Genomic DNA, 24,938 nt, shown 5'->3' with positions numbered 1-24,938 from the left:
CTATTCTCTGGAATGTTTCGTTGTAGCGATACAACTTTTGTTACATTTGAAAATAGAAAATTTTGTTTTCTCGATTGACTCTATTTTTGCTTTACTTGTATTCAGTTTTCAAGGTGCATCCCGACTTCTTTAAGCCGGTAAGTGGAGATAACGAGATTCGAACTCGTGACCCCCTGCTTGCAAGGCAGGTGCTCTCCCAGCTGAGCTATATCCCCAGACCACACAAAATGGGCTCAAGTGGACTCGAACCACCGACCTCACGCTTATCAGGCGTGCGCTCTAACCAGCTGAGCTATGAGCCCATAGGACTTCGGCGACCATCTACTCTCCCAGGCAGCTGCCCACCAAGTACCATCGACCGCTTGGGTCTTAACCGTCGTGTTCGGAATGGGAACGGGTGTGTCCCCCAAGCGCATCATCACCGAAGATGTTTTGTGTGTTTCCTATTTTGTTTGAAGGTTTGATCCTTCAAAACCGAACAATGAATATCTTTCACAACCTTGCGTTGAAAAATGTTTACGAAAACCATTCGTAATGCTTCGCATTACTCATGTATTTGCTCCGCAAACCTACCTAAAACCTCTTTGTCAGCCTGTCTTGCAAGCAATCCATTCTGACAAAAGCTTTTATGCAGCTTTTCTCCGCTTTTCTCCATAGAAAGGAGGTGATCCAGCCGCACCTTCCGATACGGCTACCTTGTTACGACTTCACCCCAGTCACTGGCTTCACCTTCGGCGGCTCCTTCCTTACGGTTAGGTCACCGACTTCGGGTGCTTCCAACTCCCATGGTGTGACGGGCGGTGTGTACAAGGCCCGGGAACGTATTCACCGCGACATTCTGATTCGCGATTACTAGCGATTCCAGCTTCATGTAGTCGAGTTGCAGACTACAATCCGAACTGGGACTGGGTTTTTGTGATTTGCTTAACGTCGCCGTCTCGCTTCACTCTGTTACCAGCCATTGTAGCACGTGTGTAGCCCAAGACATAAGGGGCATGATGATTTGACGTCATCCCCACCTTCCTCCGTGTTATCCACGGCAGTCTCCCTAGAGTGCCCAACTCAATGATGGCTACTAAGGATAAGGGTTGCGCTCGTTGCGGGACTTAACCCAACATCTCACGACACGAGCTGACGACAACCATGCACCACCTGTCACCGATGCTCCGAAGAGAAACACTATCTCTAGAGCGGTCATCGGGATGTCAAGCCTTGGTAAGGTTCTTCGCGTTGCTTCGAATTAAACCACATGCTCCACCGCTTGTGCGGGCCCCCGTCAATTCCTTTGAGTTTCAACCTTGCGGTCGTACTCCCCAGGTGGAGTGCTTATTGCGTTAGCTGCGGCACCGAGGATTCCTCCCCGACACCTAGCACTCATCGTTTACGGCGTGGACTACCAGGGTATCTAATCCTGTTTGCTCCCCACGCTTTCGAGCCTCAGCGTCAGTTTCAGTCCAGAAAGCCGCCTTCGCCACTGGTGTTCTTCCTAATATCTACGCATTTCACCGCTACACTAGGAATTCCGCTTTCCTCTCCTGTACTCTAGCTCGCCAGTTCCAAATGCAATCCGCGAGGTTAAGCCTCGGGCTTTCACATCTGGCTTGGCGTGCCGCCTACGCTCCCTTTACACCCAGTAATTCCGGATAACGCTTGCCCCCTACGTATTACCGCGGCTGCTGGCACGTAGTTAGCCGGGGCTTCTTATTCAGGTACCGTCACTTTCTTCGTCCCTGTTGATAGAAGTTTACGATCCGAAAACCTTCTTCCTTCACGCGGCGTTGCTGCATCAGGGTTTCCCCCATTGTGCAATATTCCCCACTGCTGCCTCCCGTAGGAGTTTGGGCCGTGTCTCAGTCCCAATGTGGCCGATCACCCTCTCAGGTCGGCTACTGATCGTCGCCTTGGTGGGCTGTTATCTCACCAACTAGCTAATCAGATGCGGGCCCATCCTATACCGAATTACTCCTTTTTTTACAGAAGGATGCCCTTCCGTAATGACATGCGGTATTAGTCACCGTTTCCAGTGATTATTCCCCAGTATAGGGCAGGTTGCCCACACGTTACTCACCCGTCCGCCACTAAGATAAATAAAAATCCTGCCGAAGCTCTCATTTTAAGTGTCTTCGTTCGACTTGCATGTGTTAAGCACGCCGCCAGCGTTCATCCTGAGCCAGGATCAAACTCTTATGTTAAAGTTTTGTTCCTAGCCAGTTCTTCTGGCTAACTCCGGTTTTTCTAAACCGGCAAAATTTGTCTTTTTAGCATTCGTTTCCGTTTGCTTGAATTGACTATGGGTTGTGTTTATTCATATCCATTGTTCAGTTTTCAAGGATCAATCTGCTTTTCAGCAGCGAAGATTATTTTATCAAATCTTCATTTTCTTGTCAAGTACTTATTTAGTACTTTTATTTTAACCACATTTGAACTCAGTTAAAATAAATGGCGGAGAAGGAGGGATTTGAACCCTCGCGCCGCTATTAACGACCTATCCGCTTTCCAGGCGAACCCCTTCAACCACTTGGGTACTTCTCCATAATGCTCTCAGTTCATTGTATGGTATTTAATTGACGGAGAGAGTGGGATTCGAACCCACGGCTCCTTACGGAATCACTGGTTTTCAAGACCAGCTCCTTAAACCACTCGGACATCTCTCCATGAAGTTTAGTTGCTTCTTCTTGCGCAGCGACCTTGACTATTATATCTTACCGACCAACGGTTGTCAAGCATTTTTTTCGCTTTCTTTCGTTTTTTCTTTTTAGCAACCTCAGCGTCATGTTTCCGTGTCGCTCGCGGTGATATAGATATTACAGGAAAAGTCGAAACCTGTCAACCCCTTTTTTCATTTTTTTGCTAAAAACTTTTTCTTACCTTATATATAAATTCTCCTCCGCTGCATATCGCTTACATGTAGCTTTTCTTTTTAATCCATGCTAAAATAGATTGACTTTCAAAATCTATGCAATAAGGAGGTACTTATGAAAACAGTTACAGAACGTTTTTTAACATACGTAAAGCATCACACCACTTCCGATGAATCATCCGATACCTTTCCCAGCACCAAGCGACAGCTTGCCTTTGCCGCTTTTCTTGCAAAGGAATGTGAAGCGATTGGTCTGCAATCCGTTTCTGTGGATGCCTATGGCTATGTGACCGCACTTCTGCCTGGCAATACAGCAAACGCTCCCACCATCGGCTTTATTTCCCACATGGATACCAGCCCCGATGCAAGCGGTGAAAATGTCCTTTCAAATATTGTGGAAAATTATGACGGCAAAGCAATCCCCCTCAATGGTACCGTTCTTTCTCCCAAGGAATTTCCTTCCTTAAAGGAGTATATCGGGCAGACCCTCATCACCTCAGACGGCACCACCCTGCTTGGCGCGGATGATAAAGCAGGCATTGCCGAAATTCTCACTGCCGCAGAATATCTTCTCGCACATCCCGAAATTCCCCATGGAGATATTCGCATTGCCTTTACCCCTGATGAAGAAATCGGCAAGGGTGTGGATTTCTTCGATGTGGACAAATTTCACGCAGATTTCGCCTACACGCTGGATGGCGGCCGCATCGGTGAGCTGGAATATGAAAACTTCAATGCGGCACGCGCAATCATTCGCATCAAAGGGAAAAATGTACATCCCGGCTCTGCAAAAAATGTCATGAAAAACGCCGCCCTCATCGGTACGGAAATTGCTTCTCTCCTGCCGGAACGCGAAACACCCGCGAAAACCGAAGGCTACGAAGGCTTTTTCCATCTCTGCTCCTTTGAAGGTGATGTCACCTCCGCAACCCTGAATTATATCATTCGTGATTTTAACGCAGACTCCTTCGCGCACCGCAAAGAGCTTCTGCGGCTGATTGTGGAACGCAAAAATGCACAGTATAATAACTGTATCGAATTGGATCTGCATGATGAATATTATAATATGCTCTCGCAGATTGAACCCCACATGGAAATTGTAAGCCTTGCAAAGCAGGCAATGCTCGACTGCGGCATCACTCCCATCATTCAGCCTATCCGCGGCGGCACAGACGGTGCGCGTCTTTCCTTCATGGGTCTGCCTTGTCCGAACCTTTTCGCCGGCGGTCATAATTTCCACAGCAATTATGAATATGTCCCCGTTCCTTCCATGGAAAAGGCAGTCAGCATGATTGTTCGTATCGCAGAACTTGCCGCAACGACGCTTGACTTTCAAAAAAACGTATGATATCATTTTCTCATATTATTTATGATAACAGCGATGATTGAGTATATGGGCAAAACTGGTTACAGCCGCAGAGAGCAGTCCGGTCGGTGAAAGGTCTGCAGCACAGTTTTTGTAAATTACGCCTCATGAGCTTTGTGTAGGAAATGACACAACGATTGCCCTACGTTACAGGGGCAGGAAGATGCTTGTCTTTTTGCAGAATAGGCATAAATTAAGGTGGTACCACGGGTTCTCTCGTCCTTTCGGCGAGAGGCCCTTTTTTATGCTTTTGCGCAAGGCTTCGCTGCATCAATCTATCCATCATATATCAGAAAAGGAGAATGTAACATGAACGCTTATGAAGTATTAAAGGAACGCGGCTTTATCGAACAGCTGACACACGAAGAAGAAATCAAAGCGCTTTTTGAAAAAGGCGGTGTCACCTTCTATATCGGCATCGACCCCACCGCGGACAGCCTGCACGTTGGGCATTTCCTGACCGTTATGGCTATGGCGCACATGCAGCGCTGCGGCAACCGCCCCATCTGCCTGATGGGTGGCGGCACAGGCATGATTGGCGACCCCTCCGGCAAAGCCGATATGCGTAAAATGATGACTGTCGAAACCATCGACCATAACGTAGCCTGCATCAAAAAGCAGCTTTCCCGTTTCATCAATTTCGATGAGGGCGAGGGCGGTGCCATCATTGCCAATAACGCAGACTGGCTGAGAAATCTGAACTATATCGAATTCCTGCGTGAAATCGGCACCCATTTCTCCGTAAACCGTATGCTTGCGGCAGATTGCTTCAAAACCCGTATGGATAGAGAGCTTGGTCTGTCCTTCCTCGAATTTAACTATATGATTATGCAGGGCTACGATTTCTACGAACTGAACAAAAGATACAACTGTATGCTGGAAATGGGCGGCAATGACCAGTGGTCTAATATCATCGCAGGCGTAGAGCTGATTCGCCGCAAAGCGCAGAAGCCCGCTTATGGCATGACCTTCAAGCTGCTGACAAACAGCGAAGGCGTAAAAATGGGCAAAACCGTTTCCGGTGCCGTTTGGCTTGACCCTGAAAAAACCTCTCCCTACGAATTCTATCAGTACTGGAGAAATATCGGGGATAAGGACGTTGAAAAATGTCTGGCTCTGCTGACCTTCCTGCCTATGGATGAGGTTCGCCGTCTGGGCGCACTGGAGGGCGCGGAAATCAATCATGCAAAGGAAGTCCTTGCCTTTGAGCTGACAAAAATCGTACATGGCGAAGCAGAAGCAACCAAAGCACAGGATGCCGCAAGAGCATTGTTCGGTAAGGGTGCTGCAACCGTGGATGCCCCCTCTACAGAAATTTCTGCCGCCGAATTTGCAGAAGGCATGGATATCCTGACACTGCTGACCACAATTAAGGTCGTTCCTTCCCGCTCCGAGGGCAGACGTGCCGTGCAGCAGGGCGGCGTAAAGCTGGCAGAGCAGCCCATAAAGGATATTGATTTCAAAGTAACCGCAGACCTCTTTACAGATGGTAAGCTGTTGGTGCAGAAGGGCAAAAAGACCTTCCATAATGTCATTCTGAAATAAGAACCATATAAAAAAAGAACCACATAAAAATAAGAGGTGTTTTTCACCTCTTATTTTTATGCTCTAAATTATCTGATTCGCCCAAAAGCAGCTTTTCCAGCTCCTTCGGCGTATGTACCAGCTGTGTCGCACCCGCCTGCTTCAGAAATTCCGCATCCCGAAACCCCCAGCAAACGCTGATGCAGTCCATTCCTGCGTTTTTTGCCGTCTGTAAATCCACCTCGGAATCCCCGATGTATAAGCAGTCCTCTCTTTTCACGCCAAGCCGCTCCGCCGCCGTAAAGACCATATCGGGTGCAGGCTTGCGCCGAATCCCCTCGGCTTCTCTCTCTCCTGCCGCCGCATCAATGCAGCCGGGGAAATATCTTTCGCAAAGCCCCTTCACCGCCGTATCAAATTTATTCGATACCACACCAAGGCGCAGACCACTTTCCTTCAGCCTTTTCAGCAAAGGCAAAATCCCCTCGTAGGGCGCGGTTTTGTCCGCCATGTGTGCCTTATAATATGCCTGATATTCCGCCAGACAAGCCGCAAAAACCGCCTCCTTCGTCCCCTCAGGCAAAGCCGACCGCATCAGAAACTCACTCCCATTCCCCAGAAATTTTCGGATTTCTTCTTTCCTCCGCAAAGGAAAGCCGTGCGCCTGTAAGGTCACATTCACACTGCTTGTTAGGTCATCCAGTGTGTTCAGCAGCGTCCCATCCAAATCAAACAAAATTGCCTGTTGTTTTTTCATTTTTTCACCTCCGTCCGCTCTTATTTTATTCTTTTTTTCATTCATATTCAACAATTTTAACACGATTGATTTTGTATGGATTTTTTTTGCCCACCCCCTTGTCAATTTGTCCCAACAGGTCTATAATAAGACTTAAATAAAAAAGGAAACAATTTTATTACATAAAAAAGCAGTTTTTTCTAAAAAACTGTCATACTTTTTCTTTAAAGGAGGAATTCTTATGGCAAAGAAAGTATTGATGTTAGCAGGCGATTTCACAGAAGATTATGAAACAATGGTACCCTTCCAGGCAATGGAAATGTTGGGCTATCAGGTAGATGTTGTATGCCCCGATAAAAAAGCAGGCGATATTATCCGTACAGCAATTCACGACTTTGAAGGCGAACAGACATACTCCGAAAAGAGAGGTCATAACTTTGCTCTGACAGCAGATTTTGATGCAGTAAATACAGCCGATTATGCAGGTCTGTTTATCACAGGCGGTCGTTCTCCCGAATATCTGAGACTGACCCCCAGAGTCATCGAAATCGTACAGGAATTCTTTGCAGCAAATAAGCCCGTTGCTGCAATCTGCCACGGTCCTCAGATCCTGACCGCTGCCAATGTGCTGAAAGGCAAAAAGGCAACCGCATATCCCGCAGTTGGCCCCGATATCACTCTGGCAGGCGGCGAATATGTAGCTGTTGATGCTTCCGAGGCTGTTGTAGACGGCAATCTGGTAACTGCTCCCGCATGGCCCGGCGATTCCGCAATCACAAGAGAATTCATCAAGCTGATGGGCGCAAAATGGGAACTGTAATCACAGTATCTTTGTAATATCTTTTTCTTAAAATAAAAAAAGCAGGGAGGACTTTTCTTCGGAATTGCTCTCTCTGTTTTTATTTTGCCCGTTTCCCCGTGCCATTCCCCTTCTGCTTGTACTTTCGCCATTTTTCCTTTATAATAAAAGATACGAAAATTTGAAACTGAGAAAGGAGAACTTCTTATGTCCAATATTGCATTAGAAGAAAAAATAAGAAATCTCTCTGCGGATTATATCTATCAGCAGGCAGTCGGCTCTCTGCTGCTGCTGCTCATGAGTGCCATGGAGGATGCCGAAAAAGGCGTAACCGCCCTCCCCTATGAAATCCCTGCCGATGTGCAGGAAATCAAGGAGGAAATCAAGGCATACCTCATCCGTCTGGAGGATTTGCTCGAAAGCGATGCCGCATCCCGCATGGTTGCGCTGGAGGACTGCATGGAGCTGAAAAAACGCCTGCTTTCCATCTACGAAACCATCTACAGCTATTTCTCCCAGTGGAACATCATCTCCACGCTTGTCAGCGACCAGATTGCCCTGCGCAAATATAAGGAGGACGGCGTATCCCAAAAGCAGGTGGAATGGTCTCTGTTCTTTGCAGACTGCCATGCCTTTATGGAAAGTGCGGAAACTCTGCTTGACCAGAAAACCTACATGGGGCAGCTTCTCAAGTGTATCCCCCTCTATATGACAAGGGATAAATACTATGACACCGTCCGTGCCTCTCTGGATGCCGCTTTTGCAGGCGAAAGCAGGGATTTTATCGATGCTTCTCTGAAAGCCTTCGAGGGCTTTTGCAGCCCGCAGGAAAACCCCCTGTATGGCAAGTATTTCCCCGAACTCGCAGAATGGATTGGACAGAAGCGCATGGTTCTGCCGCATAAGCTTTCCGATGAGGAGCTTGCAAATTTCTATGAGGAGCTCAAGGAAACCTTTGAAACACTGGAGCAGATTGAGGAATATTTCTCCTGCATCCTGCACGATATCAATTCCTTGATTCTCCTGTTCTATCTCACCTATTCCTTTACGGACATCACAGAGGGCAGTGCCGCCTATGCCGATTTGTATCATATCGTCTGCGATTTCATCAGCGATAAGCTGACTCTGACCGAAAAAGCGGCTTATCTGGATACCCTCACAGAGCAGCTGGAGGCAACCGTTGAGCCTGTCATTGATAAAGCAAATGCCATCGGTAAGGAAGAATATGAAGCCCTGCAAAAGGCAGGCTCCTTCGCCGGCTTCTCCGCGGATACCAAAAAGGTTCTCATGACAGAGGAATTCATCCGCGAATGCTTCTTCGGTGATTTGAACGATGAATTGTTCCATTTCGATATCCCGGAGGAGCTTCCTGCCGCAACCGCAGAGGAAAAGAAAGCCCTATTTGATGCGTTTATTACAAAAACAAGAAACCACTTCGACACCCTGCCTACCCAGACCAGAAAGCTGGCAATGCAGAATCTGACAGGTGCCTTGCCCCCTGTCTATACCGTCCATGACGTGATGGATATGCTGATGGAGGCGATTGATAAAGCCACCTCCGAGGAGCAAAAGGTTCTGATTGTGGATAAGGTCGGTATGGTATTCAACGAAAACGGCTGGCAATCCATCACCGAAGACTATGATGATGACTGCGGCTGTGGACACGATCACCATCACCACGATCATGACTGCGGCTGCGGACATGACCACCATCACCACGATCATGACTGCGGCTGTGGACATGACCATGACCATCATCATCACCACTAAGGAGGATTCTTATGTTTACCTTTAATCATTATAACTATAACGTACTCGATCTGGAAAAAAGCATGGCGTTCTATGCAGCCGCACTTGGTCTGAAGGAGGTTCGCCGCAAGGAAGCCCCTGACGGCAGCTGGAAGCTGGTTTATCTGGGCGACGGCAAATCCGATTTCACATTAGAGCTGACTTGGCTGCGCGACCGCAAGGAGCCGTATAATCTTGGCGAAAATGAATTCCATCTTGCGTTTCAGGCAGAGGATTTCGATGCGGCACATGCAAAGCATAAGGAAATGGGCTGCATCTGCTTTGAAAATCCCGAAATGGGCATCTATTTCATCAACGATCCGGACAATTACTGGCTTGAAATTATCCCGAACCCCTAACGTAAAATCCCCTTGGAATTTCTCCAAGGGGATTCAAATTTTATTTTTCTTATTTCTTCAGCTGTGCCAGTCTTTCCTCAACCTGTGCCAGCATTGCTTTATATTTTTCTTCCTTTGCCTTTTCTTCTTCAATCACGTGCGCGGGTGCCTTTGCCACAAAGCCCTGATTTGCCAGCTTCTTCACAACACGGTCAACCTCTTTTTCCAGTTTGGTCTTTTCCTTTTCCAGACGTTCAATTTCCTTCGCAAAATCAACCAGCTCTGCCAAAGGCATGTAGATGGTCGCATCCTGAACCACAACAGAAACCGCATCCTCGCCAATGCCTGCCTTGTCCGTCTGCACGGTTACCTCGCTTGCATGCGCCAGTGTCTTAAAGAATACCTTGGAATGTTCAAAGATATACCGAACACCTTCGTTTTCGGAAACAACGTAAACATGTACCTTCTTGGAGGGCGCAACGTTCATTTCCGCACGAATGTTACGAATATTTCTTACTGCCTCTTTGATGGCATCGATTTCCGCTTCATTTTCCTTGAAGTTCCATTCCTCCTTGTAAACAGGCCACTGAGAGGTCATGATGGTTTCTTCCTCATCCTGAATATGCATAAACAGCTCCTCTGTAATGAAGGGCATGAAGGGGTGCATCAGCTTCAGTGCATTGATCAGAACCTGCTTCAGCGTCCACAGTGCCGCTGCTCTTGTGCTGTCCTCCTTGTTATACAGGCGAGGCTTCACCATTTCAATATACCAGTCACAGTATTCATCCCAGATGAAATCATAAACCTTCTGTGCCGCCAGACCAAGGTCATATTTGCTCAGGCTTTCCTGTACTTCCTTCGCCAGCGTGTTTACCTTGGACAGAATCCATTTATCCGCAGAGGTCAGCATCAGGAACTTAGGTTCTTCGCCATCCTCCATATTCATCATCACGAAACGGGACGCATTCCACATCTTGTTGCAGAAGTTTCTGCAATTATCCAGTCTTTCCCAGTAGAAACGCATATCGTTACCGGGTGCGTTGCCTGTAATCAGCATTAGACGCAGGGGGTCAGCACCGTAGTTTGCGATAACCTCCAGAGGGTCAATCCCATTGCCCAGAGATTTGGAGAATTTTCTCCCCTGATCGTCACGAATCAGCCCATGAATCAGAACATCGTTAAACGGTCTTTCGCCAATCTGCTCCATGCCGGAGAATACCATTCTGATAACCCAGAAGAAAATGATATCATAGCCTGTTACCAAAACGCTTGTGGGATAGAAATGCTTCAGCTCCTCTGTTTCATGCGGCCAACCAAGCGTGGAGAAGGGCCACAGCGCAGAGCTGAACCAGGTATCCAGTGTATCCTCATCCTGTTTGATATTTGCAGAGCCGCATTTTTCGCATTTTCCGGGATTTTCCTTCGCTACTGTGATATGACCACAGTCCGCACAATAGTATGCAGGAATTCTGTGTCCCCACCAAAGCTGACGGGAAATACACCAGTCGCGGATATTATCCAGCCAGTGCATATAAATCTTGCCGAAACGTTCGGGAACAAATTTCAGCTCCTGATCCTGATAAACCTTGATGGCAGGCTTTGCCAGCTCGTCCATCTTTACAAACCACTGCAGCTTAATCATGGGTTCGATGGGTGCGTGGCATCTTTCATGGCAGCCTACCGCATGGGTAATATCCTCGATTTCAACCAGATAGCCTTCCTCGTCCAGCTGTTTTACGATTTCCTTTCTGGCCTCCAATCTGTCCATGCCTGCAAATCTGCCTGCCTTTTCATTCATTGTGCCGTCATCATTCATCACGCAGATACGGGGCAGGTCATGTCTCAGCCCAACCTCGAAGTCATTCGGGTCATGTGCAGGTGTAATTTTTACAACACCGGTACCAAATTCTCTGTCAACATATTCATCCGCAACGATGGGTACTTCCTTATTCAGAACGGGAACGATACAGGTCTTGCCAATCAAGTGCTGATATCTTTCATCTGCGGGATGTACCGCAACCGCAGTATCGCCTAGCATGGTTTCGGGTCTGGTGGTTGCCAGTCTCAGCTTTTCATCAGAACCAACAATGGGGTAATTGATATGATAAAAATGCCCTGCCATATCAACATGCTCTACCTCTGCGTCAGAAATTGTAGTCTGACACTCAGGACACCAGTTGATAATCTTTTCCCCGCGGTAAATATAGCCCTTTTCATACAGACGGCAGAAGGTTTCCAGAACCGCTTCGGAGCAGCCCTCATCCATCGTAAAGCGTACACGATCCCAGTCGCAGGAGCAGCCCAGCTTTCTCAGCTGGTTCAGAATAATGCCGCCGTATTCTTCCTTCCACGCCCACGCGCGTTCCAAAAAGCCCTCACGACCAACATCCTCCTTTGTCAGCCCTTCGGATGCCATCTTCTGCACAACCTTCAACTCTGTGGAAATGCTTGCATGGTCAATGCCGGGTACCCAGAGTGCGTTGTAGCCTGCCATTCTTTTCCAGCGAATCAGGATATCCTGCATGGTGTTGTCCAGTGCATGTCCCATGTGCAGCTGCCCTGTAATATTCGGGGGCGGCATTACGATGCAAAAAGGTTCTTTTGTTTTATCTACTTCTGTATGGAAATATTTCTTTTCCATCCATTTGTTGTAAAGTCTTTCCTCTACAACAGAGGGGTCAAAATTCTTTGCCAGCTCTTTCATAGTATTTCCTCCTATTTTTTTCATTTCACCGTGAATCAAAAAAAGCCTCCGTCCAACCAAAGGACGAAAGCTCGCGGTACCACCTTATTTCCCGTTTCTAAAAACGGACACTTTATCGTCTGTAACGGGACCTCCCGGCTTTGCCTACCCAGAAATTTCTTCTGAAATCCCCTTCAACAAAGCAACTCCAAAGCTACCTTCCACATTCTTTCTACAAAGGATTTTTCAGCCAATGAATCCTTCTCTCTGCGTATTTTGGATGTGTACTCCTCTTTTTCTCTGTCTTTCACAGTGTTGTTTTTCTTTCTATACCTCAAGATTTTATTCAATTCTACCAGTTTTGTCAACCCTAAATTAGTAAAAAAGCAAGAAAAAAAGACTTTTCTACTATTTTTCGAAAAGTCTTTCCTGTTTTCAACTTTAATTTTCCCTATCCTTGGGATAACGCGAAATATTCAGCAGCATCCCAACCATCGCCATCAAAAACAACAGCGAGGTACCGCCGTAGCTGATAAACGGCAGCGGCTGCCCCGTATTGGGAATCGTATTCGTTACAACGCCGATATTGATAATCGACTGGAAGGCGATAACCGCCGTAATCCCCGTTGCAACCAGCATCCCATAGCTGTCCTTTGCATTCATCGCAATGCGAATCCCTCGCCAGATAAGCACCGCAAACAGCAGAATCACCAACGCCGCCCCGACAATTCCCAACTCCTCGCAGATAATCGCAAAAATAATATCGTTATATGCCTCCGGAATAAAGGTTTTCTGTCGGCTCTGCCCCAGTCCAAGTCCAAATAAGCCGCCGGATGCCAGTGCATACAGCGACTGAATCGTCTGGAAGCCATCGCCTGTCGGGTCTGCCCAGGGGTCAAGCCATGTCTTGATACGGGTCAGTCTGTAGCGAAACTTGGGAATCGCTACAGCAAGACCGCAAAGAGGAATTGCCCCTGCGATTGCCGCCCCGAAATACCAAACACGCGGGCTTGCCACAAACAGAATCGTTGCACCCATCAGCCCAACCAGCAGCGCGGAGGAAAAGTTCGATATTGCAATCAGCGCCACAGGCAGCAGCAGCACACAGCACGCCTTGAAGAACCCCTTCAGATTTGCCAGCTCCTTCCGATGCTCAATCACATAAGAGGAAAGAAATAGAATCACGGCAATCTTCGTAAACTCCGAAGGCTGAAAGGAAAGCGAGCCAATCCCCAGCCACCGCTTCTGCCCGCCTGCCTCTGTCCCGACAAAGGGCAGTGCAAGCAGGAACAAATTGGAAAGCCAATATGCTAGCTTTGCAAATCGTCTCCAGAGGGTATACGGAATATGCATCATGCCAACCATTGCCACAATCCCCAAAACCGCCCAAAGGCTCTGCCGCTTCAGGAAATAGAACATATCATTATGGAATCGCTCCGTTGTCATTGTGTAATAATAGCTAGAGCTGAAAATCATGACAACGCCAAAAAGCACCAGAATCAGCACGATAAACAGAACCGTGAAGTCATATCCCAACGGCTTTCTATACTTCCGCTTTGCGGTTTTCTTTTTTGGTTTGACATGACTCATTTTCACACCTCATTCCAGCGTTTTTTATTTCAGATATCCCCGAACCTGCTCCTTGAACATATCTCCGCGCTGTTCGTAGTTATCAAACATGCCCCAGCTTGCGCATGCAGGAGAAAGCAGTACGCAGTCGCCGTCCTCCGCCTTTTCTCTGCACAGGTCAACCGCTTCTGCAAAGGTTTCGCAATCGGAAATGGCAGTAAAGCCGAATTTCTCCGCAGATGCGCGTACCTTCGGTGCGGTTACGCCAATCAGCACCAGATGCTTCACTCTGCCGGGAAACAGCTTTGTCCATTCATCAAAGGAGCTGCCCTTATCATAGCCGCCGCCAATCAGTACAATCGGCTTTTTCATCGCCAGTACCGCACGGATGGATGCGTCCACATTCGTCCCCTTGGAGTCATTATAATAGTCCACACCGTCCACCGTCGCAACATATTCGATGCGATGTGCTACGCCTGCAAATCCCTTCAGCACCGTGCGAATGGTATCCAATGCAATCCCCGCACAAATGCCCATTGCCGCCGCCGCCATCACGTTTTCATAGTTATGCACGCCCAGAATCTGTAATTCATCCACATGAATCAGGGTTTCGTTGATAGCGCCCCAGCGCACCTCAATGGCATCCCCGTCCAGATAAATGCCTTCCGCAAGCCTTTCGGAGGAATCGAAGAAAAATACCTTCGCCGCGGTTTTATCCGCCATTTTTCTGCAAGCCGCATCCCCATGGTTCAGAATACAGAAATCCTCTGCGGTCTGCTTTGCAAAAACTCTTTCCTTCATGGCAATGTAAACGTCCATGGTTTTATGTCTGTTCAAATGGTCGGGTGTAATATTCAGCACTGCGCTAATATGCGGATGAAATTCCTTCGCCTTTTCCATCTGGAAGCTGCTGATTTCCGCAACCACCCAATCCTTTTCGGTCAGCCGCTCTACCTCCTCGCTGTAAGGCACTCCAATGTTTCCGACAACCGCCGTACCGCTGTAAGCCGTTTTCATGATTTCGCCTGTCAGCGTGGTTGTGGTTGTTTTGCCGTTTGTGCCTGTGATTGCCGTAATCGGGCAGGGTGTCAAGCGGTACGCCAGTTCCACCTCGCTGATAACCTCGATTCCTGCATTTTCCGCCGCCGCAATAAAAGGCAGGTCGCAGGGAATACCGGGGCTTAATACAATTAAATCCTGCGCGCAGGCAATCTCATCGGGGTTTGCGCCCGTGTAAAGCACGATGCCCTCCCCCTCCAATGCCAGCACATCGGCAGAAATTTCCTCTCTTTTTTTCATATCCTGCAATGTAACCCTCGCACCCAGTCTGTTCAACAGCTTTGCCGCCGCAATGCCGCTTCTTGCCATGCCGCAGACTAAGGCCTTTTTACCATTGTATTCCACGTTTGATTCCTTCTTTCCAAAATTCCTTACAGGAACATATATTTACAGCCCAGAAAACCAATGAGACACAGCAGTGCCGTTGCCACATAAAAAAGCGTCACAACCTTGGTTTCCTTCCAACCGCATTTTTCCAGATGATGATGGAAGGGTGCCATTTTAAATAAGCGTCTGCCTTCCCCGTATTTTCTCTTTGTAAGCTTAAACCAGCCAACCTGCAGCATAACAGAAATGGATTCCCAGAGGTAAATAAACCCGACAATCACGATAAAAATGGGCATTTTCAGAATAAACGCCGCCGATGCCACAAAGCCGCCCAGTGCCAGAGACCCCGTATCCCCCATGAACACCTTTGCAGGATAGGAGTTAAAGATTAAGAACGCCATCAGACCGCCCACAATCGCACCGCAAACAGGTGCAATCGTGCTGCCTGCCGCCCATGCCACAATCATAAAGAATGCCGCCACCAGAAGGGTTACGCCGCCTGCCAGCCCATCCAGACCATCTGTCAGGTTGACCCCGTTGACCGTTCCCAACACCGCCACAAACAGGAAGGGAATAAAAATCAGCTGCAAATCAATCATTTTCCCGTCTGTAAAGGGAATATAAATCGCCGTACCGATGCCGCTTTTCATGATATACGAGCAGAACAGCCCCGTTACAATCAGCTGCAGCAATAGCTTCTGATACGCGCGCAGCCCCAGAGAACGCTTTTTTACCACCTTAATATAGTCATCCAAAAAGCCAATCAGCCCATAGCACAGGGTCATCAGCATGATAGCCGCGCCGTCCCTGTTCCCATTCAGAAAGAAAAGGCTTGTAATCACAAATGCCGCCAGAAAGGCAACGCCGCCCATCGTAGGCGTGCCCTGCTTTGCCAGATGTGTCTGCGGCCCGTCGTCACGCACATTCTGCCCGAATTTCAGCTTTCTCAGCATAGGAATCACGATGGGACACAAAATCACCCCAATCACGAAAGATATGATGATGGCATAGACTGCCTGTTCCAAAGAACCCACTTTAGTTCACTCCTTGCAATTTTGCTACTGTTTTTTCAAATTCTCTGCTACGGGATGCCTTGAGCAGAATCGTATCGCCTTCTTTGAGCGTAGGCAGTCCCTTCTCCCAGAATTCTTCCTGTGTTTCCAGATAATAAACCTCTTTCATGCCTGCCTTTTTCGCCGCATCTGCCATGTAATCACAGCAAAGCCCGATGCAGTAAAGCACATCAATGCCTTTTTCCGCCGCATGAATCCCGACCTCACGGTGTCCTTCCTCCGCATAATCGCCCAGCTCGCCCATGAAGCCCAGAACGGCAATCCTTCTGCCCTTCGCGTTCGCCAGAATATCCAGAGAAGCCTTGCAGGAAACCGGATTGGAATTATAAACGTCATTCAGAATCGTAATGCCGTCCTTCGTTGTTTCAATGCTCATTCTGTTTTTGGTCACCCGGAAGCCTTCAATCCCTGCCTTCACCTGCTCCGGTGTCAGCCCCAGCTCCACGCCGACCGCCGCCGCGGAAAGCGCATTCAGCACCATGTGTACCCCCGGAATTGGAATATTCACGCGCACATTGCCAATCGGTGTATGAATCGTGCAGGCTGTTTTTTCCAGACCAACCTGTGCAATCTCATCCGCATAGAAGTCCTTTTTATGTTCTACGCCAAACCAGCGCACCTTCTGCGGCAGCTTGCCCTCCAGCGTCTGCAGCATATCGTTGTCTGCATTGAGAATCGCAACGCCGTCCTTTTCCAGATGTGCAAGCATTTCGCATTTCGCCTTCAGAATCCCTTCTCTGCTGCCCAGAAATTCAATATGCGCTACGCCGACATTAGAAATCACACCGATGTTCGGGCGCACTGCCTTCGCAATTCTGTCCAACTCCCCGAAGTGGTTCATGCCCATTTCAATGATTGCCGCCTGATGGTGCTCCTCAATGCGGAAAATCGTCAGCGGCACGCCAACCTCATTGTTGTAATTGCCCTGTGTCCACAAGGTATCGTATTTCTGCGAAACCACGGATGCAATCATATCCTTTGTTGTTGTCTTGCCGACACTCCCTGTCACCGCAACAACGGGAATATCAAACAGATTTCTGTAATAAGCCGCCAAATCAAGCAGCGCCTTCCCCGTATCGGGAACCAGAAGCACAATCGCCCCATTCGTGGGTGCCACCACCTTCTGAGAAAGGCAGGCGGTCACTCCGTTTGCAAAGCACTGGGGCAGAAAATCATGCCCGTCACGCACCTCGCCCACTCTTGCAACAAAAAGAACGCCTTCCTTTGTTTCTCTGGAATCCTGTGTCACATACCAGATTTCCTTATTCAGTGCTTCCTCCATATCCCCCAAGGCAATCATCTGTGCGCCTGTTGCCTTGATAATTTCTCTGATCGTAATCTTTTTCATAAGCAATCCTCTCCAAATGCCTTGCGTACTTCCTCAATGTCATCAAAATGAATGGTTTTGTCGGGGAAAATCTGATAGGTTTCATGTCCCTTCCCCGCAATCAGAATCACGTCGCCCGCTTCCGCCATAGCAACCGCCTTCTGAATGGCCTCTCGTCTGTCCACGATTTTTTCATAGGGGCAGTCTGTTTTCTTCACCCCAACCTCAACATCCTCCAGAATCTTCTCCGGGTCCTCCGTTCTGGGGTTATCCGAGGTAATGATGCAGTAGCCTGCCAGTCTGCCGCCGATTTCGCCCATGATGGGACGCTTTGTTCTGTCTCTGTCGCCGCCGCAGCCAAATACCGCAATCAGCTTGCCCTTTACAAATTCATTCGCTGTATTCAGCACATTTTCCAAACCGTCGGGCGTATGTGCATAATCCACCACCGCCTGACAGCCCCTTTTGCTGCGTACCGTCTGGAATCTGCCGGAAACGCCGGGGTTTGCCGTCAGCCCTGCCACGATTTCCTCTACGGGCACACCCAGCAGAATACACGCTCCTGCCGCACCCAATGCGTTGTATACGCTGAACCGTCCGGGCGTATGCAGGTGTACAGGATACCGCTTGCCCTGCCAGAGCATATCAAATGCCGTACCGTCTGCGGAAACATCAATGCCTTCCGCCGTCAAATCAGCCTTGCAGTCCACGCCGATTGTCAGCACCTCGCCCTTGCTTTGCTCCTTCATATATGCGCCTGCGGCATCGTCCATATTGATGACGCTTTTTGCCGCGCGTGCGAAAAGCATCCCCTTTGCCGCCTTATAGTTTTCCATTGTTTTATGATAATCCAGATGATCCTGTGTCAGGTTCGTGAAAATTGCCACATCAAAGGCAATTCCGTCTACCCTGTGCAAATCCAAGGAATGAGAGGAAACCTCCATTACAACGTCCGTCACATCCTCATTCTTCATCCGGCGAAAGAGTGCCTGCAGCTCCTTCGATTCGGGCGTTGTCCGCTCCGCCTTCAGCACCTCATCGCCGATGCGGTTTTCAATCGTGCCGATAATGCCCACCTTTTTGCCGATTCTGTCCAGAATGGATTTCATCAGATAGGTGGTCGAGGTTTTGCCGTTTGTGCCTGTCACACCGATGACATTCATCTCTGCGGAGGGGTGTCCGTAGAAATGGTCGGAAAGCAGTGCCAGCGCAATGCGGTTGTTTTCCGTCACAAGCACCGTTACGCCCTCGGGTACGTTTTCCACCCTATGCTCACACAGAAGGGCAACCGCCCCCTTTTCCAATGCCATGGGAATATATTTGTGTCCGTCCGTCTGAAATCCTGTAATGCAGACAAACAGGCCGTCTTTTTCTACCTTGCGGGAATCGTACTGGAAATCGGAAATTTCCACATCCGCCGTTCCCTGCTGTACCTCATAAGAAATACCCTCTAAAAGCTGTTTCAGATTCACTCTTACAGCCTCCTTTCTTTTTCGGCTTCGATAAATAAATCTCAATAATAAGCCATTTTTTAGTATACCACACTTATCTCCTACAACCAAATATTTTTGCCATTTTTCTTGAAAAATGCAAGGAAAGACCATTTCTCTTTTTCGCTATTCCATACGGAGCAAAACCTTCGTTCCCTTGTTTACGCACTCTCCTGCCGGTGGGGTCTGTCCCGTAATGGTTTCCCCCTCTGCTTCCGCTTCGGCTGAAAGCCCTGCCTGAAAAAGCGCATTCTTCCCTTCGTTTAAGGTCATGCCCCGAAGGTCGGGTACAATCGTTTTCAATTCTGCCGCTTCTTCCGCCTCTTTTGCATCATATTTCGCTTCAATCCCCAGATATGGCAGAATATTCCGCAGCAGCTCCTGCATCACAGGCCCTGCCACCGTACCGCCGTAATAAACGCCCTGCGGCTCATCAATCAGCACCAGTGCCATCACCTGCGGATTTTCCGCCGGCGCAAAGGATAGAAAGGATGCAATATATTTTCCGCTTCTGCGCGGCAGCTTTTCCGAGGTTGCCGTCTTGCCGCCGATACGGTATCCGGGGATATATGCCTTGCTGCCCGTTCCTTCGGAAACCACGCTTTCCAGAATCGTTTTCATCGTTTCCGAGGTCTCCTTGGAAATCACCTGCTCGCCTGTCTCATAGGTAAATTCCTCTGTCAGCCTGCCGTTTTCGTCCGCAAGCCCCTTTGCAAAATGCGGCGTAATCAGATATCCGCCGTTCACGATTGCCGAGGCGGCACGCAAAAGCTGCAGGGGCGTAATCTGGAAGGACTGCCCGAAGCTCATCGTTGCCAGCTCCACAGGCCCGACATTCTCCGCCTTATGTATAATGCCCGTTGCCTCGCCTGCAAGGTCAATGCCCGTTTTTTCCATAAAGCCGAATTTTTTCATATATTCCAAAAAGGTCTCCGCCCCTAAGCGCTCCCCAACCTCCATAAAAACAGGGTTGCAGGAATTCTGTACCCCCTGCACAAAGCTTTCCGCCCCATGTGTGCGCGGATAGCGCCAGCATTTAATCTGTCTGTCCCCTGCCACATAAAATCCGCGGCAGAAAAAGCTGCTTTCAGGGGTCACAACCCCCTCCTCCAGACCTGCCGAGGAGGTCACGATTTTAAACGTACTCCCCGGCTCGTATGTATCATTGATTGCGGTATTGCGCCACATTTTGTTCAAATACTCATTTTTCTCCTGCTCGGAAAAGCTGTCCCATTTCGCCGCCGGTGCTTCATCCTGTATGGTAAACGGCTCATTCAAATCAAACGAAGGGTAATTCGCCATGGCATAAATTTCCCCATTCTGCGGATTCAGAATAATCACAATGCCGCGCTTTGCGCCCTTCGTTTCCACCGCCTTTGCAATGGTCTGCTCCGCATATTGCTGCATCACCACATCCATCGTTGTCACCAGATTTTTCCCATCCACGGGTGGAATCCGCTCCTGCTCGCTGTCCACCTCATTCCCTCTGGAATCCGTCAGCGTAAGAATCTTCCCTCGCTCCCCCTCCAGAAGCCTGTCATATTTTGCCTCCAAGCCGATAATCCCCTGATTATCCTTCCCGACAAAGCCAATCACCTGCGCCGCCATGCTCGTATAGGGATAGATGCGCCGCACATCCTCGTCCACCTCTACCCCCGCATAGTTCGCCCTGCGGATGGCTGCCGCCGTTTCGGTGTCCACCTTTGTTTTGATGCGCACCAAGGCAACCCTCTGCTCAATTTTTTCCAGAACCGCAGTATATTCCAAATCCAGCATTTCTGCCAAAAACTGCGCTGTTTTCTCTTTTTCCTTCACCTGCACGGGAATCACACTCACGGCGTTTACCGTTTCCGTCAGGGCAATGCCCGCGCCGTTTCGGTCAAGAATTGCGCCGCGCTTCGGCGTAATCAGCCTGTCTCTGGTCTGCTGCTCATACGCCAGCTCCTGCAATTCCTCCGCCCGAAAAAGCTCAATAAAAGCCAGCCGCCCCGTCAGCAGCAGATACCCGCACATGGAACAGAATAGAAAAAGCAAAAGCCGTTTTTTTGCCTTTATCGTCGGTTTCTCCATACAAAACACCCCTGTCTTTTCCCTCTACTGATTATTGTATAGAAAAGACAGGGTGTCTATGCTTTTCCCTATTGCGTTGTTTTCTTCGGCTCCTCCGCCGTTTCCTCCGCGGCTTCCTTCTTCGTCAGCGTGATTTTCACCTCGCTGTCTGCCTCTACGGAAACGCCGTATTTCGGATCCTGCGCCGTTACGGTGCTGTTCGTGGTTTCGCCCTCAAAGGTTACCTCAAAGCCTGCATCCGAAAGCGTTTTCACCGCCTCGGTGTAGCTTTTCCCGACCACATTCGGCACCTTCGTTGTGCCTGCTTCTCCTTCCGCCTTCGCAACATACAGAATCACCTCACTGCCGGCTTCCACCTTCGCGCCTGCCTTCGGCACCTGATTCGTAATCGTGTTGCCCGTCCCGACAACCTTATACGTCAGCCCCTTGCCCTCCAAATCGAGCGCAACATTATAGATGCTGCTGTCTGTGTAATCGGGCATGGTTACGGTCGTCTTGCCGCCGTTGAGTGCTGCGGTTTCTTCCGTTTCCTCCGTCGGCTCCAGATTCTTATATTTAATAATGTTTTCCATAATCTGCTTTGTCATGGTTGCAGTGGTCTGCACGCCGTCCTCATATCCCTGCGGCTTATGGATAACGCTGAATACCAGATACTGCGGATTTTCCGCCGGGAAATATGCCATGTGGGTCAGTGTCCAGTTCTTCTTGTCACGCTTGCCCTGCTCCGCCGTCCCTGTTTTACAACCGATGGAATATCCGGGAATCGCAATTTTCTTACCCGTACCATGGTCAACCGTTGCCTTCAGCGCAGTACGGATATAGTCAGATGTTTTCCGGGAAATCACCTTACGCACAACCTCTGCTGTCTGCTCCTTCACCACAGAGCCGTCATCATCCACAATCTGCGAAACCACATAGGGCTTCACCAGATTGCCGCCGTTAATCAGCGCAGAAAAGGCAGTTGCCATCTGGATAGAGGTGCAGTTGAAGGTCTGCCCGAAGGAGCTTGTTGCCAGCTCAACGGGACGCAGCTGCGATTCCGCATGCAGAATCCCCTCTGCTTCGCCCGGCAGGTCAATGCCTGTTTTCTGCCCGAAGCCGAATTCCTTCTGATATTTATAGAATTTTTCCGCCCCCAGCTTCTGTGCAATCTGAATCACACCGGGGTTACAGGACTGCGCCATGATTTCCTCAACAGAAAGCGTGCCGTGTCCGCTGTGCAGATGGCAGTTGATATCTCTGTCTCCCACCGTAATTTTACCGCTGCAATTGAAGGTAGAGTTCTTCGTGATTACGCCCTCCTCCAATGCCGCCGCTACTACCAGCGGCTTATAAATCGAACCGGGTTCGTAGGTATCGCTGACGCAGAAATTTCTCCATATTGTATTCAGATAGTCGCTCTTTTCCTGATCCGTCATGGCATCCCATGTTTCCTTGAAAGTTTCATCCGTCGCAAGCGCTGTCGGCTCATCGGGGTCATTCAGGTCAAAGGTGTCCGCAGAAGCCATCGCGTAGATTTCCCCCGTATTCGGGTTTATCACGATTGCCGCCACGTTCTCCGAAGGCCATGCTTCCATGGTTTCCTTCACCGCCTGCTCGGCGTACTGCTGAATATTGTAATCCAGTGTTGTCACGATGGTGTTGCCGTCCTGCGCCTCATAATCCTGATAGGTTACCTTGTCCGCCCCCTGATACAGGATAAAGGAACGCCCGGGCGTACCCGTCATTTCATCATTATAATAGCCCTCAAGCCCCCATGTGTTGTTGAAGCCAATCAGATGGCAGGCTAAAGTTTTCAGCGGATAGGAGCGCTTACTGCTCTGCTCAAAATAAACCCCCAGCAGCTTTTTCTTTTCCAGCTCCTCCTTCACGCTTCTCTCCACGCCCTTCACCAGATATTTCCAGTGTGTCGGCGTATTGATTTTGCCCGTTTCCTGATTTTTTGTAATATGATATTCCAAATCCTCGTAGTTCAAATCGGGGAAATATTCGCAAAGGGTATCAAAGGTCTTCTTCGTTTTCTTGGCATCGTCCTCCTCCGCCAGCTGCAAGGGGTCTAATACCACGTTATACACCGCTGTCGAAACGGCAAGCACCTGCTCATTTCTGTCCAAAATACTGCCGCGGTTTGCCGCATTGACTAAGTCATAGCGGTTAATCTGCTGATTTTTCGCCGCCGCTTCAAATTCCGCGCCATGCACAACCTTCCAATACAGCACTCTGCCGAATAATACCGTCAAAATCACCATAAATACAAAAAGAATAAAAGCAAACCTTTGATTCGCTTTTATTCCTCTGGCCTTTCTTCTCATCTATCATCAATCCTTTTTAAAGAAATCTAAAATCCTGTCCACCAAAGAGGTTTCCGCTGTCGTTTCCTCTGTATCATGCTGCACCGTATAGCTCTGCTTGGGTACGTTGATATAAACCACCTGATAGGGCTGCGGTTCGCTCATGCCAAGCCGTTCTGTTGCCTCCTGCTTGATGTAGTCCATATCCAGCTGTTCTGTCAGCTCTGCCTCCAGAATCGCATTTGCGGATTTCAGATCCTCCAGTTTGCTTTTTTCCCTTCTGAGAGAAACCTCCGCCTGATCTACCATAACATGCATCCCCATAAATGCAATACAGCCGATAAACAGCATAATCGCAACGCCTACCATTTTCGCAAAGGAAACCTTATTTTCTCTTTCCGCCTCCTTGGCAATGCGCGCCGCTTCTCTGCGCCGTTCCTCTTCCTCCTCCCGCACACGGTAAGGGGTATAATCGGGCTGCAATTCATACGCCACATTGCCGTAGGTATAATAAGAACCGCTCTGGTTGCGTTTTCTGTTCTTCTCGTCTCTTGCTGCCATCCTTTCCCCTCCTTTCTCGGGTCTTTTCAATATTTATCAATCCTGCGAAACCCCCTCCAGCACACGCAGCTTTGCGCTTCTGGAACGAGGATTTTCCTCTAATTCTTCCTTGCTCGGTAAAATGGGCTTTCTGGTAATCACCCTGCCCAAAGGCTTTTTGCCGCAGACGCATACAGGAAACTGCGGCGGACAGATACAGGGATTTTCCTGCTTGCGGAAGGCCTCCTTCACAATTCTGTCCTCTAAGGAATGGAAGGTGATGATGCAGAGCCTGCCACCGACCGCAAGCCTTGCGGCAACGTCATCAATCGCCCTTTGCAGTACCTCCAGCTCACCGTTTACCTCTATGCGAATTGCCTGAAAGGTGCGCTTTGCCGGATGGGGACCATCCTTTCTTGCGCCCTTCGGCACTGCCTTTTTGATAATATCTACCAGCTCGCCCGTTGTTTCAATGGGCTTTGCTTCTCTTTCCTTTACGATAAACTGCGCGATTCTTCTCGCCCAACGCTCCTCGCCATAGGTGAAAATCACTCTGTCCAGCTCGTCCTCGTCATAGCCGTTCACCACGTCATACGCACTGAAGGGCCTGTCCGGATTCATCCGCATATCCAACGGGGCATCCTGCTGATAGGAAAAGCCGCGCTCCGCTTCATCCAGCTGATGCGAGGAAACACCGATATCCAGCAGCATCCCGTCAATCTTTTCAATTCCTAAGCTATCCAGAATATTTGCGATATTGCCGAAATTATCTCTGACAAATGTGATTCTATCCTTGTATTCCGCCAATCGCTTTCCCGCCGCCTCGTGCGCGTTGGGGTCCTGGTCAATGCAAATCAAACGACCGGTTGTCAGCCGTTTTGCAATCTCCAGGGAATGACCGCCGCCGCCCATGGTACCGTCTACATAAATGCCGTCAGGCGTGATATTCAAATTGTCAATGCACTCGTTCAGGAGTACGGAAATATGATGAAATTCCATGCCTGCCGCCTTTCCGATTTGTCTGTGTTGTGTGATATCTATCTTTTAAGTCATTCATACTTTTAAATCATTCATAAATTTGCTTCGCAAATTTATTCA

At 49.0% G+C, this 24,938-nt stretch carries 16 protein-coding genes, 4 tRNA genes, 2 rRNA genes and 1 other annotated feature; of the genes, 5 read left to right on the top strand and 17 right to left on the bottom strand.

Annotated features, from left to right (window positions below; translation table 11 throughout):
- Positions 1-142: 142 nt before the first annotated feature.
- The 6 genes from EJE48_RS08930 to EJE48_RS08905 all read right to left on the bottom strand — a co-directional run bounded on the left by EJE48_RS08930 (position 143) and on the right by EJE48_RS08905 (position 2,654).
- Positions 143-215, bottom strand: a tRNA-Ala gene (locus EJE48_RS08930).
- 13 nt (positions 216-228) lie between these two features.
- Positions 229-302: transfer RNA gene (locus EJE48_RS08925), tRNA-Ile, on the bottom strand.
- A gap of 6 nt (positions 303-308) precedes the next feature.
- Positions 309-426 (bottom strand): 5S ribosomal RNA (gene rrf, locus EJE48_RS08920).
- 231 nt (positions 427-657) lie between these two features.
- Positions 658-2,192: ribosomal RNA gene (locus EJE48_RS08915) — 16S ribosomal RNA — on the bottom strand.
- A gap of 248 nt (positions 2,193-2,440) precedes the next feature.
- Positions 2,441-2,532, bottom strand: a tRNA-Ser gene (locus tag EJE48_RS08910).
- 36 nt (positions 2,533-2,568) lie between these two features.
- Positions 2,569-2,654 (bottom strand) — tRNA-Ser (locus tag EJE48_RS08905).
- Between the two features lie 321 nt (positions 2,655-2,975).
- Between EJE48_RS08905 and pepT the strand changes: the two genes are divergently transcribed.
- Positions 2,976-4,208, top strand: coding sequence for a peptidase T (pepT, locus tag EJE48_RS08900; RefSeq protein WP_118582928.1), 1,233 nt, complete (start codon positions 2,976-2,978; stop codon positions 4,206-4,208).
- Positions 4,209-4,535: 327 nt separating this feature from the next.
- Positions 4,536-5,771 (top strand): tyrosine--tRNA ligase, encoded by a 1,236-nt coding sequence (gene tyrS, locus EJE48_RS08895; RefSeq protein WP_016406528.1) that lies wholly within the window; start codon positions 4,536-4,538, stop codon positions 5,769-5,771.
- Positions 5,772-5,814: 43 nt separating this feature from the next.
- Here tyrS and EJE48_RS08890 read toward each other — a convergent pair whose 3' ends face one another.
- Entirely contained in the window at positions 5,815-6,507 is a 693-nt protein-coding gene (locus EJE48_RS08890) for an HAD family hydrolase (RefSeq protein WP_174707775.1), read from the bottom strand.
- Positions 6,508-6,727: 220 nt separating this feature from the next.
- Here EJE48_RS08890 and EJE48_RS08885 point away from each other — a divergent pair, with 220 nt between their 5' ends.
- The 3 genes from EJE48_RS08885 to EJE48_RS08875 all read left to right on the top strand — a co-directional run bounded on the left by EJE48_RS08885 (position 6,728) and on the right by EJE48_RS08875 (position 9,432).
- Positions 6,728-7,306 carry a DJ-1/PfpI family protein gene (locus tag EJE48_RS08885; RefSeq protein ID WP_016408183.1) on the top strand — a complete coding sequence of 193 codons (579 nt, stop codon included), beginning with the start codon at positions 6,728-6,730 and terminating at the stop codon, positions 7,304-7,306.
- Between the two features lie 186 nt (positions 7,307-7,492).
- Positions 7,493-9,055: a hypothetical protein gene (locus tag EJE48_RS12410; RefSeq protein ID WP_176580048.1), complete on the top strand. Its 1,563-nt coding sequence runs from the start codon at positions 7,493-7,495 to the stop codon at positions 9,053-9,055.
- 11 nt (positions 9,056-9,066) lie between these two features.
- A complete protein-coding gene (locus EJE48_RS08875; protein ID WP_016408185.1) occupies positions 9,067-9,432 on the top strand; it encodes a VOC family protein in 366 nt (121 codons plus the stop codon).
- Between the two features lie 49 nt (positions 9,433-9,481).
- On the opposite strand, the gene EJE48_RS08870 is transcribed toward EJE48_RS08875, so the two are convergent.
- The 10 genes from EJE48_RS08870 to rsmH all read right to left on the bottom strand — a co-directional run bounded on the left by EJE48_RS08870 (position 9,482) and on the right by rsmH (position 24,839).
- Entirely contained in the window at positions 9,482-12,115 is a 2,634-nt protein-coding gene (locus EJE48_RS08870; protein ID WP_118582925.1) for a valine--tRNA ligase, read from the bottom strand.
- Between the two features lie 56 nt (positions 12,116-12,171).
- Positions 12,172-12,404, bottom strand: a binding site (T-box leader).
- A 131-nt stretch (positions 12,405-12,535) separates the two neighbouring features.
- Positions 12,536-13,684, bottom strand: a complete 1,149-nt coding sequence (ftsW, locus tag EJE48_RS08865; protein ID WP_124984514.1) for a putative lipid II flippase FtsW — start codon at positions 13,682-13,684, stop codon at positions 12,536-12,538.
- Positions 13,685-13,708: 24 nt separating this feature from the next.
- Positions 13,709-15,067 (bottom strand): UDP-N-acetylmuramoyl-L-alanine--D-glutamate ligase, encoded by a 1,359-nt coding sequence (gene murD, locus EJE48_RS08860; RefSeq protein WP_124984513.1) that lies wholly within the window; start codon positions 15,065-15,067, stop codon positions 13,709-13,711.
- Positions 15,068-15,093: 26 nt separating this feature from the next.
- Positions 15,094-16,083 (bottom strand): phospho-N-acetylmuramoyl-pentapeptide-transferase, encoded by a 990-nt coding sequence (gene mraY / locus EJE48_RS08855; RefSeq protein WP_330548498.1) that lies wholly within the window; start codon positions 16,081-16,083, stop codon positions 15,094-15,096.
- Between the two features lies 1 nt (position 16,084).
- Positions 16,085-17,470, bottom strand: coding sequence for a UDP-N-acetylmuramoyl-tripeptide--D-alanyl-D-alanine ligase (locus EJE48_RS08850; RefSeq protein ID WP_124984512.1), 1,386 nt, complete (start codon positions 17,468-17,470; stop codon positions 16,085-16,087).
- Positions 17,467-18,921 (bottom strand): UDP-N-acetylmuramoyl-L-alanyl-D-glutamate--2,6-diaminopimelate ligase, encoded by a 1,455-nt coding sequence (locus tag EJE48_RS08845; protein WP_118582913.1) that lies wholly within the window; start codon positions 18,919-18,921, stop codon positions 17,467-17,469. The genes EJE48_RS08850 and EJE48_RS08845 overlap by 4 nt, the downstream gene beginning before the upstream one ends.
- A 144-nt stretch (positions 18,922-19,065) precedes the next feature.
- Positions 19,066-21,009 (bottom strand): penicillin-binding transpeptidase domain-containing protein, encoded by a 1,944-nt coding sequence (locus EJE48_RS08840; RefSeq protein WP_118582910.1) that lies wholly within the window; start codon positions 21,007-21,009, stop codon positions 19,066-19,068.
- A 68-nt stretch (positions 21,010-21,077) separates the two neighbouring features.
- Positions 21,078-23,321 carry a penicillin-binding transpeptidase domain-containing protein gene (locus tag EJE48_RS08835; RefSeq protein ID WP_118582907.1) on the bottom strand — a complete coding sequence of 748 codons (2,244 nt, stop codon included), beginning with the start codon at positions 23,319-23,321 and terminating at the stop codon, positions 21,078-21,080.
- 6 nt (positions 23,322-23,327) lie between these two features.
- The gene (locus tag EJE48_RS08830) at positions 23,328-23,861 is read right to left on the bottom strand and encodes a hypothetical protein (RefSeq protein WP_016408194.1); all 534 of its coding nucleotides are present in this window, start codon (positions 23,859-23,861) and stop codon (positions 23,328-23,330) included.
- Positions 23,862-23,897: 36 nt separating this feature from the next.
- The gene (rsmH, locus tag EJE48_RS08825; RefSeq protein WP_016408195.1) at positions 23,898-24,839 is read right to left on the bottom strand and encodes a 16S rRNA (cytosine(1402)-N(4))-methyltransferase RsmH; all 942 of its coding nucleotides are present in this window, start codon (positions 24,837-24,839) and stop codon (positions 23,898-23,900) included.
- Between the last annotated feature and the right edge of the window lie 99 nt (positions 24,840-24,938).

It is taken from the genome of Anaerotignum faecicola, assembly GCF_003865035.1.
In the GTDB taxonomy this organism is placed as follows: Bacteria; Bacillota; Clostridia; order Lachnospirales; family Anaerotignaceae; genus Anaerotignum_A; species Anaerotignum_A faecicola.
This window is presented reverse-complemented; position numbering and strand designations above follow the sequence as displayed.

Excerpts from the sequence above, each read along its gene's own strand:
- EJE48_RS12410 (WP_176580048.1), top strand. The coding sequence starts at position 7,493 with ATGTCCAATATTGCATTAGAAGAAAAAATAAGAAATCTCTCTGCGGAT.
- EJE48_RS08850 (WP_124984512.1), bottom strand. The coding sequence starts at position 17,470 with ATGAAAAAGATTACGATCAGAGAAATTATCAAGGCAACAGGCGCACAG.
- EJE48_RS08840 (WP_118582910.1), bottom strand. The coding sequence starts at position 21,009 with ATGGAGAAACCGACGATAAAGGCAAAAAAACGGCTTTTGCTTTTTCTA.
- EJE48_RS08890 (WP_174707775.1), bottom strand. The coding sequence starts at position 6,507 with ATGAAAAAACAACAGGCAATTTTGTTTGATTTGGATGGGACGCTGCTG.
- pepT (WP_118582928.1), top strand. The coding sequence starts at position 2,976 with ATGAAAACAGTTACAGAACGTTTTTTAACATACGTAAAGCATCACACC.
- rsmH (WP_016408195.1), bottom strand. The coding sequence starts at position 24,839 with ATGGAATTTCATCATATTTCCGTACTCCTGAACGAGTGCATTGACAAT.
- EJE48_RS08835 (WP_118582907.1), bottom strand. The coding sequence starts at position 23,321 with ATGAGAAGAAAGGCCAGAGGAATAAAAGCGAATCAAAGGTTTGCTTTT.
- ftsW (WP_124984514.1), bottom strand. The coding sequence starts at position 13,684 with ATGAGTCATGTCAAACCAAAAAAGAAAACCGCAAAGCGGAAGTATAGA.
- tyrS (WP_016406528.1), top strand. The coding sequence starts at position 4,536 with ATGAACGCTTATGAAGTATTAAAGGAACGCGGCTTTATCGAACAGCTG.
- EJE48_RS08885 (WP_016408183.1), top strand. The coding sequence starts at position 6,728 with ATGGCAAAGAAAGTATTGATGTTAGCAGGCGATTTCACAGAAGATTAT.
- EJE48_RS08875 (WP_016408185.1), top strand. The coding sequence starts at position 9,067 with ATGTTTACCTTTAATCATTATAACTATAACGTACTCGATCTGGAAAAA.
- EJE48_RS08830 (WP_016408194.1), bottom strand. The coding sequence starts at position 23,861 with ATGGCAGCAAGAGACGAGAAGAACAGAAAACGCAACCAGAGCGGTTCT.
- EJE48_RS08870 (WP_118582925.1), bottom strand. The coding sequence starts at position 12,115 with ATGAAAGAGCTGGCAAAGAATTTTGACCCCTCTGTTGTAGAGGAAAGA.